Raw genomic sequence first — 13,126 nt, 5'->3', positions numbered from 1 at the left:
CGGCCGGGCCCGGACGGGGCGGCCGGGGGCGCGGACGCCCCGGCGCCGGCCCCCTGGTCGGCGGGTGCGGGCGGCGTGCCGGCGCCGGGGTCGGCACCGGACGGCGCGCCGGGTGCGGGTGCGGGGGCCGCCGGCCCCGGCAACAGGTCGACCAGTCCCCGGTCCGGGGCGGCCGGCAGGGCCACCGACGGCCCGCCGAGCTCCTCGGGAGCGGGCAGCAACTGGGACAGCAGGGCGCCGGTCGTCACCCCGACCAGCAATGCCAGGGGGAAGGCCCCCGTCCTCGGTCCGCGCACGATACCGGCCCCCTCCCCTCGCCCCCTGGAAAGACACCTTAAGCGTGACTCTCGGGAAGGTTAAGAGGGAACCGGCACCGTCCTCGGCGCCGTCCCGGCTCAGCCGGCCGGGCGCAGCTCCACCAGCGGCACCACACGGGTGGTTCGGGCGCGGAATTCCGCGAACAGCGGCTCCACCGCGATCTGCCGGGCCCAGACGGCCTCGTGCTCGCCCGCGTCGAGCGGAACGGCCCGCGCGGCGAAGGTGTCGGGGCCGAGTTCGACGGTCACCTCGGGGATGTCGGCGAGGTTGCGGTACCAGGCCGGGTCGGCCGGCGCGCCGCCGTTCAGGGCGAAGACGATCACCCGCCCGTCGTCCTTCAGGTACACCAGCGGGGTGGTGCGGGACTCGCCGCTGCGCCGGCCGCGGGTGGTGAGCAGCAGCAGGGTCTTGCCGGCGAAGTCACCGCCGACCACGCCCTCGGCCGCCCGGAACTCGGCGATCACCTGGCGGTTGTAGTCGTTGCCGCCGGCGGCGGGCTGGGGGTGGGCGGCGTTCATGTCGGTGGCCCTCTCGGCTGGTCCGGTTCGTCGGGACGAGCCTAGGAGCTGACACCGGTGTGAGATTCAAGTCGGTGTGACCGGAGTCACGCCGGAAGGCTGCGGTCGCGCCGGGAATGGCCGAGGGGCCGGTCCTCCCGCACACGGCGGGAGGACCGGCCCCTCGGTGGTACGACCGGTTCCGGCTACCGGATCAGGCGTCGCCGCCCGCGGCGCCCGGGTCGGCCGCCGCCACGTCGAGCAGCTGGTAGCGGTCGATCGCGTCCTTCAGCACGCTGCGCTCGACCTTGCCCTGCTTGGCCAGCTCGGTGAGCACGGCCAGCACGACGGACTGCGCGTCGATGTGGAAGAAACGACGGGCCGCACCGCGGGTGTCGGCGAAGCCGAAACCGTCGGCGCCCAGCGACTGCCACTGGCCCGGCACCCAGCGGGCGATCTGGTCCGGCACCGCGCGCATCCAGTCGGACACCGCGACGAACGGACCCTCGGCGCCCTGGAGCTTGGCGGTGACGTAGGGGACGCGCTGCTGCTCCTCGGGATGCAGCAGGTTGAACTCCTCGGCCTCCACCGCCTCGCGGCGCAGCTCGTTCCAGGAGGTCGCGGACCAGACGTCGGCCTTGACGTTCCACTCCTCGGCCAGGATCCGCTGGGCCTCCAGGGCCCACGGCACGGCCACGCCGGAGGCGAGGATCTGCGCCGGGATCTGGCCGGCGGTGCCGGCGGCGTACTTGTGCAGGCCCTTGAGGATGCCCTCGACGTCCACGTTCTCGGGCTCGGCCGGCATCTTGATCGGCTCGTTGTAGACGGTGAGGTAGTAGAAGACGTCCTCACCGGTCGGGTGCTCCTCGCTGGAGCCGTACATCCGGCGCAGACCGTCCTGGACGATGTGCGCGATCTCGAAGCCGTACGCGGGGTCGTACGCGACGACGCCCGGGTTGGTCGAGGCCAGCAGGTGCGAGTGGCCGTCGGCGTGCTGCAGGCCCTCACCGGTCAGCGTGGTGCGGCCGGCGGTGGCACCGAGCACGAAGCCGCGGGCCAGCTGGTCGGCCATCTGCCAGAACTGGTCGCCGGTGCGCTGGAACCCGAACATCGAGTAGAAGACGTAGACCGGGATCAGCGGCTCGCCGTGGGTGGCGTAGGCCGAGCCGGCGGCGATCAGCGAGGCGGTGCAGCCGGCCTCGGAGATGCCGTCGTGCAGCATCTGACCGGTGGGCGACTCCTTGTACGCCAGCAGCAGCTCGCGGTCGACCGACTCGTAGGTCTGGCCGAGCGGGTTGTAGATCTTCGCCGACGGGAACAGCGAGTCCATGCCGAAGGTGCGGTACTCGTCGGGCGCGATCGGCACGAAGCGGTTGCCGATCCCCTTGTCCCGCATGAGGTCCTTGAGCAGCCGGACGAACGCCATGGTGGTGGCGATGGTCTGGTTGCCGGAGCCCTTCTTGACCGCCTTGTACGCGTCGTCGCCCGGCAGCTCCAGCTTGCGCGGCCGCACCTTGCGGGTCGGCACGTAGCCGCCCAGCTCCTCGCGGCGGTCGTGCATGTACTGGATCTCCTCCGAGTCGCGGCCCGGGTGGTAGTAGGGCGGGTAGCCCTCCTCGAGCTGCTTGTCGGTGATCGGCAGGTGCAGCCGGTCGCGGAAGCGCTTCAGGTCCTCGACCGTCAGCTTCTTCATCTGGTGGGTGGCGTTGCGGCCCTCGAAGTTGGGGCCCAGCGTCCAGCCCTTGACGGTCTGCGCCAGGATGACGGTCGGCTGGCCCTTGTGCTCACGGGCCGCCTTGAACGCCGCGTAGATCTTGCGGTGGTCGTGGCCGCCGCGGCCCAGGTGCTGGATCTGCTGGTCGGTCATCGACTCGACCATCTTGCGCAGCCGCAGGTCGCCGCCGAAGAAGTTGTCGCGGATGTACGCGCCGGACTCGGTGGCGTAGGTCTGGAACTGGCCGTCCACCGTGGTGTTCAGCTTGTTCACCAGGACGCCGTCGCGGTCCTGCGCGAGCAGCGGGTCCCAGCTGCGGTCCCAGACCAGCTTGATGACGTTCCAGCCGGCGCCGCGGAACTGCGACTCCAGCTCCTGGATGATCTTGCCGTTGCCGCGGACCGGACCGTCGAGGCGCTGCAGGTTGCAGTTGACCACGAAGGTCAGGTTGTCCAGGCCCTCGCGGGCGGCCAGCGACAGCTGACCGAGCGACTCGGGCTCGTCCATCTCGCCGTCGCCGAGGAAGGCGTAGACGTGCGAGGCGGAGGTGTCCTTGATGCCGCGGTGCTCCAGGTAGCGGTTCATCCGGGCCTGGTAGATCGCGCCGAGCGGGCCGAGGCCCATCGAGACGGTCGGGAACTCCCAGAAGTCCGGCATCAGCCGCGGGTGCGGGTAGCTGGAGAGGCCGTACGGGGCCTTCGACTTCTCCTGGCGGAAGGCGTCGAGCTGCTGCTCGCTGAGCCGGTCCAGCAGGAAGGCGCGCGCGTAGATGCCGGGGGAGGCGTGGCCCTGGAAGAAGATCTGGTCGCCGGACTCGCCCTCGGCGTCCTTGCCGCGGAAGAAGTAGTTGAAGCCGACGTCGTAGAGCGACGCGGAGGAGGCGAAGGTGGCGATGTGGCCACCCACGCCGATGCCCGGGCGCTGGGCCCGGGAGACCATCACCGCGGCGTTCCAGCGGGTCGCGTTCAGGATCTTGCGCTCGATCTCCTCGTTGCCGGGGAAGAACGGCTCGTCCTTGGTGGCGATGGTGTTGACGTAGTCCGTGCTGCGCATCTCGGGCACGGCGACACGCTTCTCGCGGGCGCGCTCGATCAGCCGCAGCATCAGGTAGCGGGCACGCTCACGCCCCCGCTCGTCGATGGCCGCATCGAGCGACTCCAGCCATTCCGCGGTCTCCTCGGGATCGAAGTCCGGGACCTGACTCGGAAGGCCGCCAATGATGATCGGGTTGCGATCGGATCCGGAAGCCACGCTGTTCCTTCACTGTCGGTCGAAACTGAGGTGTGTCGCGCCGCCTCCATCGTGCTACCGCGCTCGGAGATCCGTCATCTCTACCGATCGGTAACCGCTCTCCCTGACAGAAGGAGCGGTCTGGTGATGTGCGGTTCGGACAGCGTTGTCCGGGCCGCGCACCCCCGGGTGTTACGAACAGAGGTGGTCCGACCTGGTTTCCCGCCCGTCCGATGGCGGACGGCCGGGGTGAGGGCCAACAGGAGACTCTACGCCCGCGCACGCGCGGACCCGAATGCCGTTCGCATCTCGGGCGTGCGTACGGCCTGTGGACCAGGACCTCCCGAAGCATCCTTGTCCCATGCAGAGAAGGGCAAATCGGTGTGATTCCCGACACGTCGACCGGCGTGTCCCGGCGCGACACGTCAACCTTTGGAGGGGATCGGGGGTCGGGTACTTGCGCGAACCGCCGCGCCCGTGTGGACTACGGCCACAGCCTCGGCATGGACGCCGGGCCGAATACTGGAGGTTATTCCCGTGAGCGCGACCGCGGACCCCGCGGACAAGTCCAACCCGGCAGCTCGTCTCGGCTTCGAAGAAGGCCAGATCATCCAGGAGCTGGGGTACGACGAAGACACTGACCAGGACCTCCGCGAGGGCATCGAGGAGATCACCGGGACGGATCTCGTCGACGAGGACTACGACGACGTCGCCGACGCCGTCCTGCTGTGGCACCGCGACGACGACGGGGACCTCACCGACGCCCTCGTCGACGCCCTGGAATACCTGGCGGAGGGCGGCCTGATCTGGCTGCTGACGCCCAAGACGGGCCGCGACGGCCACATCGAGGCCTCGGACATCGCCGACGCCGCGAAGACCTCCGGTCTCTCCCAGACCAGCTCGATCGCGATCGCCAAGGACTGGGCCGCGACCCGCCTGGCGACCAAGTCGACCGCCAAGCAGAGCAAGCGCTGAGCGCCGCCTGACGGGCCTCACCGGGCCCCGCCGGAGCATCCTCCGGCGGGGCCCGGTCGTATTCCGGCGGGCCCCGCCGTCCGGGTCCGTCGCCCGGGCGCCGGCAGTGGGCGCCCGGACGGCCGAACCGTTCGCCCAGGGCGAAAGCGGTGGCCCCGGGCGGCGCAGCCCTCACCCGTCCGGACCAGCCGCCGCCGGTGAATGCGAGGATGGCGCTCGTCGCGCCACCCGCGCGGCCCAGTCGCGTCGAGTGGGAAAGGTCCCCGCATGGCCATCGAGATCGGCACCGAGGCTCCGGACTTCGAGCTCAGGAACCAGCACGGCGAGTCGGTCCGGCTCTCCGACTTCCGGGGCGAGAAGAACGTCGTCGTGGTCTTCTACCCGTTCGCGTTCACCGGTGTCTGCACCGGCGAGGTCTGCGCGATCCAGAAGGAGCTGCCGCGGCTGCAGAACGACGAGGTCCAGGTGCTCGGCGTGTCCAACGACGCGCCCTTCAGCCAGCGGGTCTTCGCCGACCAGGAGGGCCTGGAGTTCCCGCTGCTCTCCGACTTCTGGCCGCACGGCGAGGTCTCCCGCGCCTACGGCGTCTTCGACGAGGAGAAGGGCTGCGCGGTGCGCGGCACCTTCGTGATCGACAAGGCCGGCGTGGTTCGCTGGAGCGTCGTGAACGGCCTGCCGGACGCCCGGGACGAGCAGGAGTACCTGGCGGCGCTCGGCGCCCTCTGAGACGTCCCCGCGGGCTTCGCCCCGCCCGCTTCGGGCCGGTTCCCCGGCGCGGACGGGAACCCCGCACTACGATCGGCTCGTTGGCTGGTCAGAGGCTCGGACGGTGCGCCGTCGGAGCCTCGGACCGCACCACGGGGGCACCGAGCAGTGCCTCCCGAATCTTGGAGGACAAGTGGGTGTCAGCCTGAGCAAGGGCGGCAATGTCTCGCTCACCAAGGAGGCCCCGGGCCTGACCGCCGTAGTGGTCGGCCTCGGCTGGGACGTCCGCACCACGACGGGCACGGATTTCGACCTGGACGCCAGTGCCCTGCTCTGCAACGACCAGGGCAAGGTCGGCGCGGACGGCAACTTCGTCTTCTTCAACAATCTCAAGAGCCCCGACGGCTCGGTCGAGCACACCGGTGACAACCTCACCGGTGAGGGCGAGGGCGACGACGAGGCGATCAAGGTCAACCTGGCGACCGTGCCGGCCGACGTGCAGAAGATCGTCTTCCCGGTGTCCATCTACGACGCCGAGAACCGGTCGCAGAACTTCGGCCAGGTCCGCAACGCGTTCATCCGCGTGGTGAACCAGCTCGACAACAAGGAGCTGGCCCGGTACGACCTCACCGAGGACGCCTCCACCGAGACCGCGATGGTCTTCGGCGAGCTGTACCGCAGCGGCGCCGAGTGGAAGTTCCGCGCGATCGGCCAGGGCTACGCCTCCGGCCTGCGCGGCATCGCCCAGGACTTCGGAGTCAACGTCTGAGTCGGGCGGGGCCGGTGACGGCCCGCAGCAGTGGTACGAACGGCCGGGGCGGCCGCGGACGCGAGGGCGTCGGCGGCCGCCCCGGCCGTTCCGTCGTTCCCGGACCACTGGAAGGATGGGAGTTCAGGAAAGTTCAGCCGGCCGGAAGGGGCCGGCCGGGGCCGCGGGGGAATAGACCTGAGATGCGCCCCGGGAGGCATGGGAGGAAGGACAAGCCATGAGTGTCACGCTCGCCAAGGGTGGCAACGTCTCGCTGACGAAGGCCGCACCGAACCTGACGCAGGTGCAGATCGGTCTCGGCTGGGACGCCCGGTCGACGACCGGCGCGCCCTTCGACCTCGACGCGAGTGCGCTGCTCTGCTCGAACAACCGGGTTCTGGGTGACGAGTACTTCGTCTTCTACAACAACCTCAAGAGCCCCGAGGGCTCGGTCGAGCACACCGGCGACAACCTCACCGGTGACGGCGACGGCGACGACGAGGTGGTCCTGGTGAACCTGGACCTCGTGCCGCCGCAGGTCGACAAGGTCGTCTTCCCGGTGTCCATCTACGACGCCGAGAACCGGTCGCAGAACTTCGGCCAGGTCCGCAACGCGTACATCCGGGTGGTCAACTCGGTGGACGGCCAGGAGATCGCCCGCTACGACCTCACCGAGGACGCGTCCAGCGAGACCGCGATGATCTTCGGAGAGCTGTACCGGTACGCGGGCGAGTGGAAGTTCCGCGCGGTGGGCCAGGGCTACGCGTCCGGTCTGCGGGGCATTGCTCTCGATTTCGGCGTAAACGTACAGTAATGGCCGCGATCGCCATGATCGTCGCGCCCTGAATCCGAAAGGTAACCAAGTCCCGTGTTCCTCCGCACATTCGGCTGGTCATTCGCGATCACCGTTCTCGGACTGATCGCCGCAGGCCTGCTCTGGGGGGCGGAGGGATTCGGCATCGTGCTGATCCTCTCCATCCTGGAGATCTCCCTCTCGTTCGACAACGCGGTGGTCAACGCCACGGTGTTGAAGCGGATGAACCAGTACTGGCAGAAGATCTTCCTCACCGTCGGTGTGCTGATCGCCGTGTTCGGCATGCGGCTGATCTTCCCGCTGCTGGTCGTCGGCCTCACCGCGCACCTCAACCCGGCGACGGTCATCGACCTCGCGCTGAACAGCGACAAGACCTACAACGGCTCCACGTACGGCCAGTACCTGGAGGCCGCCAACCCGGCCATCGCGGCCTTCGGCGGCGTCTTCCTGCTGATGATCTTCCTCGACTTCATCTTCGAGGAGAAGGACTACAACTGGCTGGCCTGGATCGAGCGCCCGCTGGAGAAGGTCGGCAAGCTGGAGGCCTTCTCGACGGTCGTCGCCCTGGTCACCCTGCTGCTGGCGTCCAACTTCTTCGCGGGTGAGCACGCCGAAACGGTCCTGCTCGCCGGTGTGCTCGGCCTCGTGACCTACCTCGCGGTCAACGGGCTCTCCTCGATCTTCGAGTCGGGCCTGGAGGAGGAGGCCGAGAAGGAGGAGGCGGCGGAGAAGTCCGGCAAGTCGATCGTCCAGGTCGGCGGCAAGGCCGCGTTCTTCCTCTTCCTCTACCTGGAGGTCCTGGACGCGTCGTTCTCCTTCGACGGCGTGGTCGGCGCGTTCGCGATCTCCAGCGACATCTTCCAGATCACCCTGGGCCTGGGCATCGGCGCGATGTACATCCGCTCGCTGACCGTCTTCCTGGTCCGCAAGGGCACCCTGGACGACTACGTCTACCTGGAGCACGGCGCGCACTACGCGATCGGCGCGCTCTCGGTGATCCTGCTGGTCGGCATCGAGTACCACATCCCGGAGATCGTCACCGGCCTGATCGGCGTCGCCTTCATCGGCCTCGCGCTCGGCTCCTCGATCCTGCGCAACCGCCGCGAGGGTACCGGCGGGGGCGACGGCGACGGCGAACGGGAGCTGGTGGGCAGCGCCCAGTAGCCCCGCAGGACGTCACAGCACAACGCCGAACGGCCGTTCCCTCCGAGTGGGGAACGGCCGTTCGGCGTCGAGCGGGGGCGGGTGCTCAGCCGAGCTGCTGCTCGATGGCGCGCAGCTTGCGCTCCAGCGAGTCCAGCTTGGGCATCGACAGGGTGTCGTCGTCCGGCGTCAGGTCGATGGTCGAGCTGCTGCGGTAGGACGACGAGGAGGCCGAGGAGGCCGAGGAGGCCGAGGAGGAAGCCGAGGCGGTGGTGCTGCCGGCCGTGCCGCGCGGGCGGCGGGTGGTCTCCAGGGAGCCCGGCGCGGAGGCGGTGGTGGTGGAGAAAGCGTCTGCCTCGGCGGCTAGGGCAGGCTCCGTAGCGCTCGGGCCGTCTCCGGCGGAGGCGAGGGCGGGCACCTGGCGTCCGCTGCGGTTGCGGGACAGCATGCCGCCGGACTGCCGGGAGATGGCCTTCAGCTCGGCACGCTCGCGGCGGTCGGCGCTGCGGGCCCGGACCTTGGCGTCCAGCTTGGCCTGGCGCTCCTCGCGCACCTCCTCGACCGCCTCGTCCAGGCTGCGGACGTTCTCCAGCAGCATCAGCGACCAGGCGGCGTAGGTCTCGCGGGGCGCGCGCAGCCAGCGGACGATGCGGATCTGCGGCAGCGGGCGCGGCACCAGGCCCTGCTCGCGGAGCGCGGCCTTGCGGGTCTGCTTCAGCGCGCGGTCGAAGAGGATCGCGGCCGAGATCGACATGCCGGAGAAGAACTCCGGGGCGCCGTCGTGGGACATCCCGCGCGGGGCGTGCACCCAGTTGAACCAGGCCGAGGCGATGGCGAACACCCAGACCAGCAGGCGCGAGCCGAGCGCCGCGTCACCGTGGCTGGCCTCGCGGACGGCGAGCACCGAGCAGAACATCGCGGCGCCGTCCAGGCCGAACGGGACGAGGTACTCCCAGCCGTTCGACAGGCCGAGGTTCTCCTTGCCGAAGCCGACCAGGCCGTGGAAGGAGAGCGCGGCCGCGACGCCGGCGCAGCAGAACAGCAGCACGTAGGAGGAGATCCCGTAGATCATCTCCTTGCGCCGGCGCCGCTCCTCGCTGCGCTCCCAGGAGTCGCCGGAATCCTGCTTCCGGTTGTTGTTCTTGAAGCGCAGCGTCGCCACCAGGATGGCGGTGAACAGCAGGGCTGCGCCGCCGATGACGGTCCAGACCAGCTGTATGGAGGTCAGGTTCATTGCGGGTCGGGCCTCGGGTTTCCGCAGGGGACAGGTCACAGTGCGACACGGTGGTCAGGATCCGTCCCCGGGACCGGGCCTGACGAAGCGTCGTGATCGAACGGGTGGCCCGGCGCGCCCGGGACAGGGACGGGCGGGACACCTGTGCGGCTAGACGATATCGCGTCCGAGGGGGCGGCATGGTACGGGAGGTGGCCTTCGCCCCGCCAATCGACCCGCCGGTGTCCCGCCGGTGTCCGCGGAGCGGCGGTGGGTAGGGGAGTTCGGGTACCCGGCGGGCGGGTTGATGCCCGATCATGGAGCGGCGGACCGTCAGAGCGACTGGCGGGGCTGGGGGAGGACGGCATGGCCTCGATTTGGGAGTACCTGCGCGGGGAACGGAACAGCCTCGACACGGGCGGCCAGTTCAAGGTCACCCTGACCAAGTCGTCCCCGCAGCACGCGATCACCGGGGCGGCGGCGACCACCGGCTACCTCTACGTCAACCTGCACTGGACCACCAGGGCCGGGGCCCCGCGGGCGTCCACCCGGGACACCGTGCGACGGTTCTTCAGCCCCCGGATCCTCAGCCCGATGGAGCCGGACTCCGCACAGAACGCGCAGGTCAACGTGGACCTCGACCTGGCCTGCATGTACGAGCTGACGGACGGCAAGCGGGGGGTGGTGCAGCCGCTCGGCGGCTTCCTGGGGGACCTCCAGCACGCGCCGTACGTCAAGCTCAGCGGTGACGACCAGTACGGCGCGCCCTCCGGCGAGACGATGTACATCAACCTGGAGAAGAAGGACCAGTTCAAGCGGCTGCTGGTCTTCGTGTACATCTACGACGGCACGCCCGCCTTCGACCAGACCAACGCGGTGGTGACGATCGTGCCGCAGTCCGGACCGCGGATCGAGGTCAAACTGGAGGAGCGGGCCCCGGCGGCGCGGTCCTGCGCGGTGGTGCTGATCGAGAACTCCGGGGACAACACGCTCACCGTGCGGCGCGAGGTGCGCTACGTGAACGGGTTCCAGGCGGACATCGACCGGCTGTACGGCTTCGGGATGCAGTGGCAGCGCGGGTACAAGCCCGAGTGAGCCCCCGGCCCGGGGGACCGGGTCGTGCGGGTTCGGGTCGACCGGGGGCGGGGCGGGGGCGCCGACTCAGCGCGGCTGGAACTGCGGGCCCTGCGGGGGCAGGGCGAACTCCTCGGCGGCGGGGGACGGCGGCTGCGGCGGCGGCTGCGCCGGGGGAGCGGTGTTCGGCGGCGGGTAGCCGTAGCCGCCCTGCTGCGGCGCCTGGGGGTAGCCGTAGGCCGGTGCGGCGGGCGGCTGCTGGGGGTAGCCGTAGCCGCCCTGCTGCGGGGCCGGCGGCGGGTACCCGTAGCCGGGCTGCCGGGTCGGCGGCGCGCTCGGAGCCGGCGGGAGGTTCGGCGGCACCGTCGGCGGGTTGGGCGGCGGCGGAGGCGTGTTGGCCGGGACGCCGGTCGGGGCCGGGGCGGCCTGGGCGGCGGCTTGCGGCTGAGGGACGGTCTGGGGCTGCGGGACGGCCGGGGCCAGGGTGAAGGTGCCCGGCTCGGGGCGGCCGGCCGGCCGGGGGTCGGGCAGCGCGGCCCGGGGGTCCGTCGGGGCGGGCTGGGCGGGCGCCGTCGCCCGGGTGCCCCCGTCGCCCTCGTCCTCGACGGTGATGCCGAAGTCGGTGGCCAGGCCGATCAGCCCCGAGGCGTACCCCTGGCCGACGGCGCGGAACTTCCAGACGCCCGCCCGGCGGTAGAGCTCGCCCGCGACCAGCGCGGTCACCTCGTCGCCGTCGGCCATCGCGAACTCGGCCAGGGCCGGTGCGCCCTCGCCGGCCGCGGCGTCGAACAGCTGCAGGCGCAGCCCGCCCACCGCGCGGAACGAGCCGCCCTCGGAGGAGCCGGCCAGCACCACCCGGTCGACGTCGGCCGGCAGCTTGCCGAGCTCGGCCTCGACGGTGTCGGTGATCTCGCCGCCGTCGGCGGTCTGCTGCTTGGGCAGGTGGCGCACCAGTCCGGACGGGTGGCGCGGCTGGTTGTAGAAGACGAAGTCGGCATCCGAACGGACCTTGCCGCCCGGGCCGAGCAGCAGTGCGGAGGCGTCCACGTCCGGCGCACCGGGCGTGGCGCTCCAGCGCAGCACGGCGCGGACCGCCGCCACCGGCAGTGCGATGTTGGCGCCCTTGGCCATCACGTGCGTCATAGCCGACCATCCTGCCTGTTCGCCACCCCTTCGGACAACGTGACCGGGGGAGGCGCCGTGGTGGGACTTTGCCAACGCTTGCGGTTTGTGAAGTGGAGGGTAACCTTCCGAGAATTCGCCATTGCGGAACCGGCGTGTGCCCGGAGCCGTCCGTACGATGGGCGGACGGGAGGCGCCGGGGAGCGGCCGAGGGTGACCGGCCGGAACCGGGCCGGGAACCACCACGGCCGTCGAGCGGGTTGAACGGGTGTTGCACCGGGGCTCGTCACCGCCCCTCCCCGCCCCCGCCGGACCGGCGGCCGAACTCCTGAGGAGAGCACCTTGCGCCACTTCGGCCACCTTGCCGACGACGTCCGCGACCGGCTCTTTCTCGCGGCCCCCGGGGCGTTCACCCCGGACGGCGACCCGGCCGTGCTGGCCACCGCGCTGGGTGCCACGCTCTACAGTCCGGCGACCCGGCCCACCCTGCGCGCGGACATCCGCAAACAGGCCGCGCAGGGGGTCGTCTCGATGGTCCTCTGCCTGGAGGACGCCATCGCCGACCACGAGGTGCCGGACGCCGAGGCCAACCTGGTGGCCCGGCTCGGCGAGCTGTGGGCGGAGGTCACGGAGGGTGTCGACGCGGCCGAATCCTCCACCGGCTGCACACAGGATCTTCCCCTCCTCTTCATCAGAGTGCGGACCGCCGCCCAGCTCACCGACCTCGCCGAGCGGCTCGGACCGGCGATCGGCCTGCTCACCGGCTTCGTCCTGCCCAAGTTCACCGAGGAGAGCGGCGGGGACTTCCTGGAGGCGCTCGCCGAGGCCGCCACCGTCACCGGGCACCGGCTGTTCGCCATGCCCGTCCTGGAGTCCCCCGAACTCGCCCACCTGGAGACCCGCCGGGACCAGCTGTTCGGCATAGCGCGTCTGCTCGACAAGCACCGCGAGCGGATCCTCGCCGTCCGCCTCGGCGTCACCGACCTCTGCTCCGCCTACGGCCTGCGCCGCTCGCCCGACCTGACCGCCTACGACGTCTCCCTGGTCGCCTCGGTGATCGGCGACGTGGTCAATGTGCTCGGCCGCGCCGACGGCACCGGCTTCACCGTCACCGGCCCGGTCTGGGAGTACTTCCCGGTCCAGGAGCGGATGTTCAAGCCGCAGCTGCGCCGCACCCCGTTCGCCGAGGCCGAGCCCTCCCGTGAGGCGGTCCGCCGGCGGATCATCGAGCACGACCTCGACGGGCTGATCCGCGAGATCGAACTCGACCGTGCCAACGGCCTGTTGGGCAAGACCTGCATCCACCCCAGCCACGTCCCCGCGGTGCACGCGCTCTCCGTCGTCACGCACGAGGAGTACAGCGACGCCCGGGACATCCTCCAGCAGGAGCGCGGCGGCGGCGGGGTGCTGCGCTCGGCGTACACCAACAAGATGAACGAGGCCAAGCCGCACCGGGCCTGGGCGGAGCGGGTGATGCTGCGCGCCGAGGTGTTCGGGGTGGCCCGCGAGGACGTCAGCTTCGCGGAGCTGCTGTCGGCCTGCCTCTGCCGCTGACCGGCCCGCCCCCTCCTTC

At 70.7% G+C, this 13,126-nt stretch carries 11 protein-coding genes and 1 pseudogene; 7 read left to right on the top strand and 5 right to left on the bottom strand.

Annotated elements, in window-relative coordinates; genetic code table 11:
• The 3 genes and pseudogenes from ACFU9E_RS23335 to aceE form a co-directional block, all read right to left on the bottom strand.
• Nucleotides 1-248: pseudogene (locus tag ACFU9E_RS23335) on the bottom strand (hypothetical protein); the annotation flags it as partial.
• A gap of 147 nt (nt 249-395) precedes the next feature.
• Entirely contained in the window at nt 396-836 is a 441-nt protein-coding gene (locus ACFU9E_RS23330) for a nitroreductase/quinone reductase family protein (RefSeq protein WP_380715288.1), read from the bottom strand.
• Nucleotides 837-1,029: 193 nt separating this feature from the next.
• A complete protein-coding gene (gene aceE / locus ACFU9E_RS23325) occupies nt 1,030-3,780 on the bottom strand; it encodes a pyruvate dehydrogenase (acetyl-transferring), homodimeric type (protein ID WP_380715285.1) in 2,751 nt (916 codons plus the stop codon).
• A 516-nt stretch (nt 3,781-4,296) separates the two neighbouring features.
• Between aceE and ACFU9E_RS23320 the strand changes: the two genes are divergently transcribed.
• From ACFU9E_RS23320 to ACFU9E_RS23300, 5 genes are all read left to right on the top strand, one after another.
• Nucleotides 4,297-4,734 (top strand): DUF3052 domain-containing protein, encoded by a 438-nt coding sequence (locus ACFU9E_RS23320; protein WP_355371007.1) that lies wholly within the window; start codon nt 4,297-4,299, stop codon nt 4,732-4,734.
• 267 nt (nt 4,735-5,001) lie between these two features.
• Entirely contained in the window at nt 5,002-5,460 is a 459-nt protein-coding gene (locus ACFU9E_RS23315; protein WP_380688446.1) for a peroxiredoxin, read from the top strand.
• Between the two features lie 172 nt (nt 5,461-5,632).
• The gene (locus tag ACFU9E_RS23310; RefSeq protein WP_355371002.1) at nt 5,633-6,208 is read left to right on the top strand and encodes a TerD family protein; all 576 of its coding nucleotides are present in this window, start codon (nt 5,633-5,635) and stop codon (nt 6,206-6,208) included.
• Between the two features lie 217 nt (nt 6,209-6,425).
• On the top strand, nt 6,426-7,001 hold the full coding sequence (locus ACFU9E_RS23305) for a TerD family protein (RefSeq protein WP_380690177.1): 576 nt from the start codon (nt 6,426-6,428) through the stop codon (nt 6,999-7,001).
• A gap of 54 nt (nt 7,002-7,055) precedes the next feature.
• Entirely contained in the window at nt 7,056-8,165 is a 1,110-nt protein-coding gene (locus ACFU9E_RS23300; protein WP_380690179.1) for a DUF475 domain-containing protein, read from the top strand.
• Between the two features lie 85 nt (nt 8,166-8,250).
• On the opposite strand, the gene ACFU9E_RS23295 is transcribed toward ACFU9E_RS23300, so the two are convergent.
• Nucleotides 8,251-9,378: a DUF2637 domain-containing protein gene (locus ACFU9E_RS23295; RefSeq protein ID WP_380681808.1), complete on the bottom strand. Its 1,128-nt coding sequence runs from the start codon at nt 9,376-9,378 to the stop codon at nt 8,251-8,253.
• 345 nt (nt 9,379-9,723) lie between these two features.
• Between ACFU9E_RS23295 and ACFU9E_RS23290 the strand changes: the two genes are divergently transcribed.
• The gene (locus ACFU9E_RS23290; RefSeq protein WP_380681807.1) at nt 9,724-10,452 is read left to right on the top strand and encodes a Tellurium resistance; all 729 of its coding nucleotides are present in this window, start codon (nt 9,724-9,726) and stop codon (nt 10,450-10,452) included.
• Nucleotides 10,453-10,518: 66 nt separating this feature from the next.
• Here the strand turns inward: ACFU9E_RS23290 and ACFU9E_RS23285 are convergent, their stop codons facing one another.
• A complete protein-coding gene (locus ACFU9E_RS23285) occupies nt 10,519-11,574 on the bottom strand; it encodes a TerD family protein (protein ID WP_380681806.1) in 1,056 nt (351 codons plus the stop codon).
• 321 nt (nt 11,575-11,895) lie between these two features.
• On the opposite strand from ACFU9E_RS23285, the gene ACFU9E_RS23280 reads away from it, so the two are divergent.
• Nucleotides 11,896-13,107: an HpcH/HpaI aldolase/citrate lyase family protein gene (locus ACFU9E_RS23280; protein ID WP_380681805.1), complete on the top strand. Its 1,212-nt coding sequence runs from the start codon at nt 11,896-11,898 to the stop codon at nt 13,105-13,107.
• Nucleotides 13,108-13,126 lie beyond the last annotated feature (19 nt).

It is taken from the genome of Kitasatospora sp. NPDC057595 (assembly GCF_042800875.1).
Taxonomy (GTDB): Bacteria; Actinomycetota; Actinomycetes; order Streptomycetales; family Streptomycetaceae; genus Kitasatospora.
Note: the sequence above shows the minus strand (reverse complement) of the source record. Positions and strands in the feature narration are given on the sequence as shown.

Bases quoted from the DNA above. Each gene is read 5' to 3' on its own strand.
- ACFU9E_RS23330 (WP_380715288.1), bottom strand. From the start codon at position 836: ATGAACGCCGCCCACCCCCAGCCCGCCGCCGGCGGCAACGACTACAAC.
- ACFU9E_RS23315 (WP_380688446.1), top strand. From the start codon at position 5,002: ATGGCCATCGAGATCGGCACCGAGGCTCCGGACTTCGAGCTCAGGAAC.
- ACFU9E_RS23305 (WP_380690177.1), top strand. From the start codon at position 6,426: ATGAGTGTCACGCTCGCCAAGGGTGGCAACGTCTCGCTGACGAAGGCC.
- ACFU9E_RS23295 (WP_380681808.1), bottom strand. From the start codon at position 9,378: ATGAACCTGACCTCCATACAGCTGGTCTGGACCGTCATCGGCGGCGCA.
- ACFU9E_RS23290 (WP_380681807.1), top strand. From the start codon at position 9,724: ATGGCCTCGATTTGGGAGTACCTGCGCGGGGAACGGAACAGCCTCGAC.
- ACFU9E_RS23285 (WP_380681806.1), bottom strand. From the start codon at position 11,574: ATGACGCACGTGATGGCCAAGGGCGCCAACATCGCACTGCCGGTGGCG.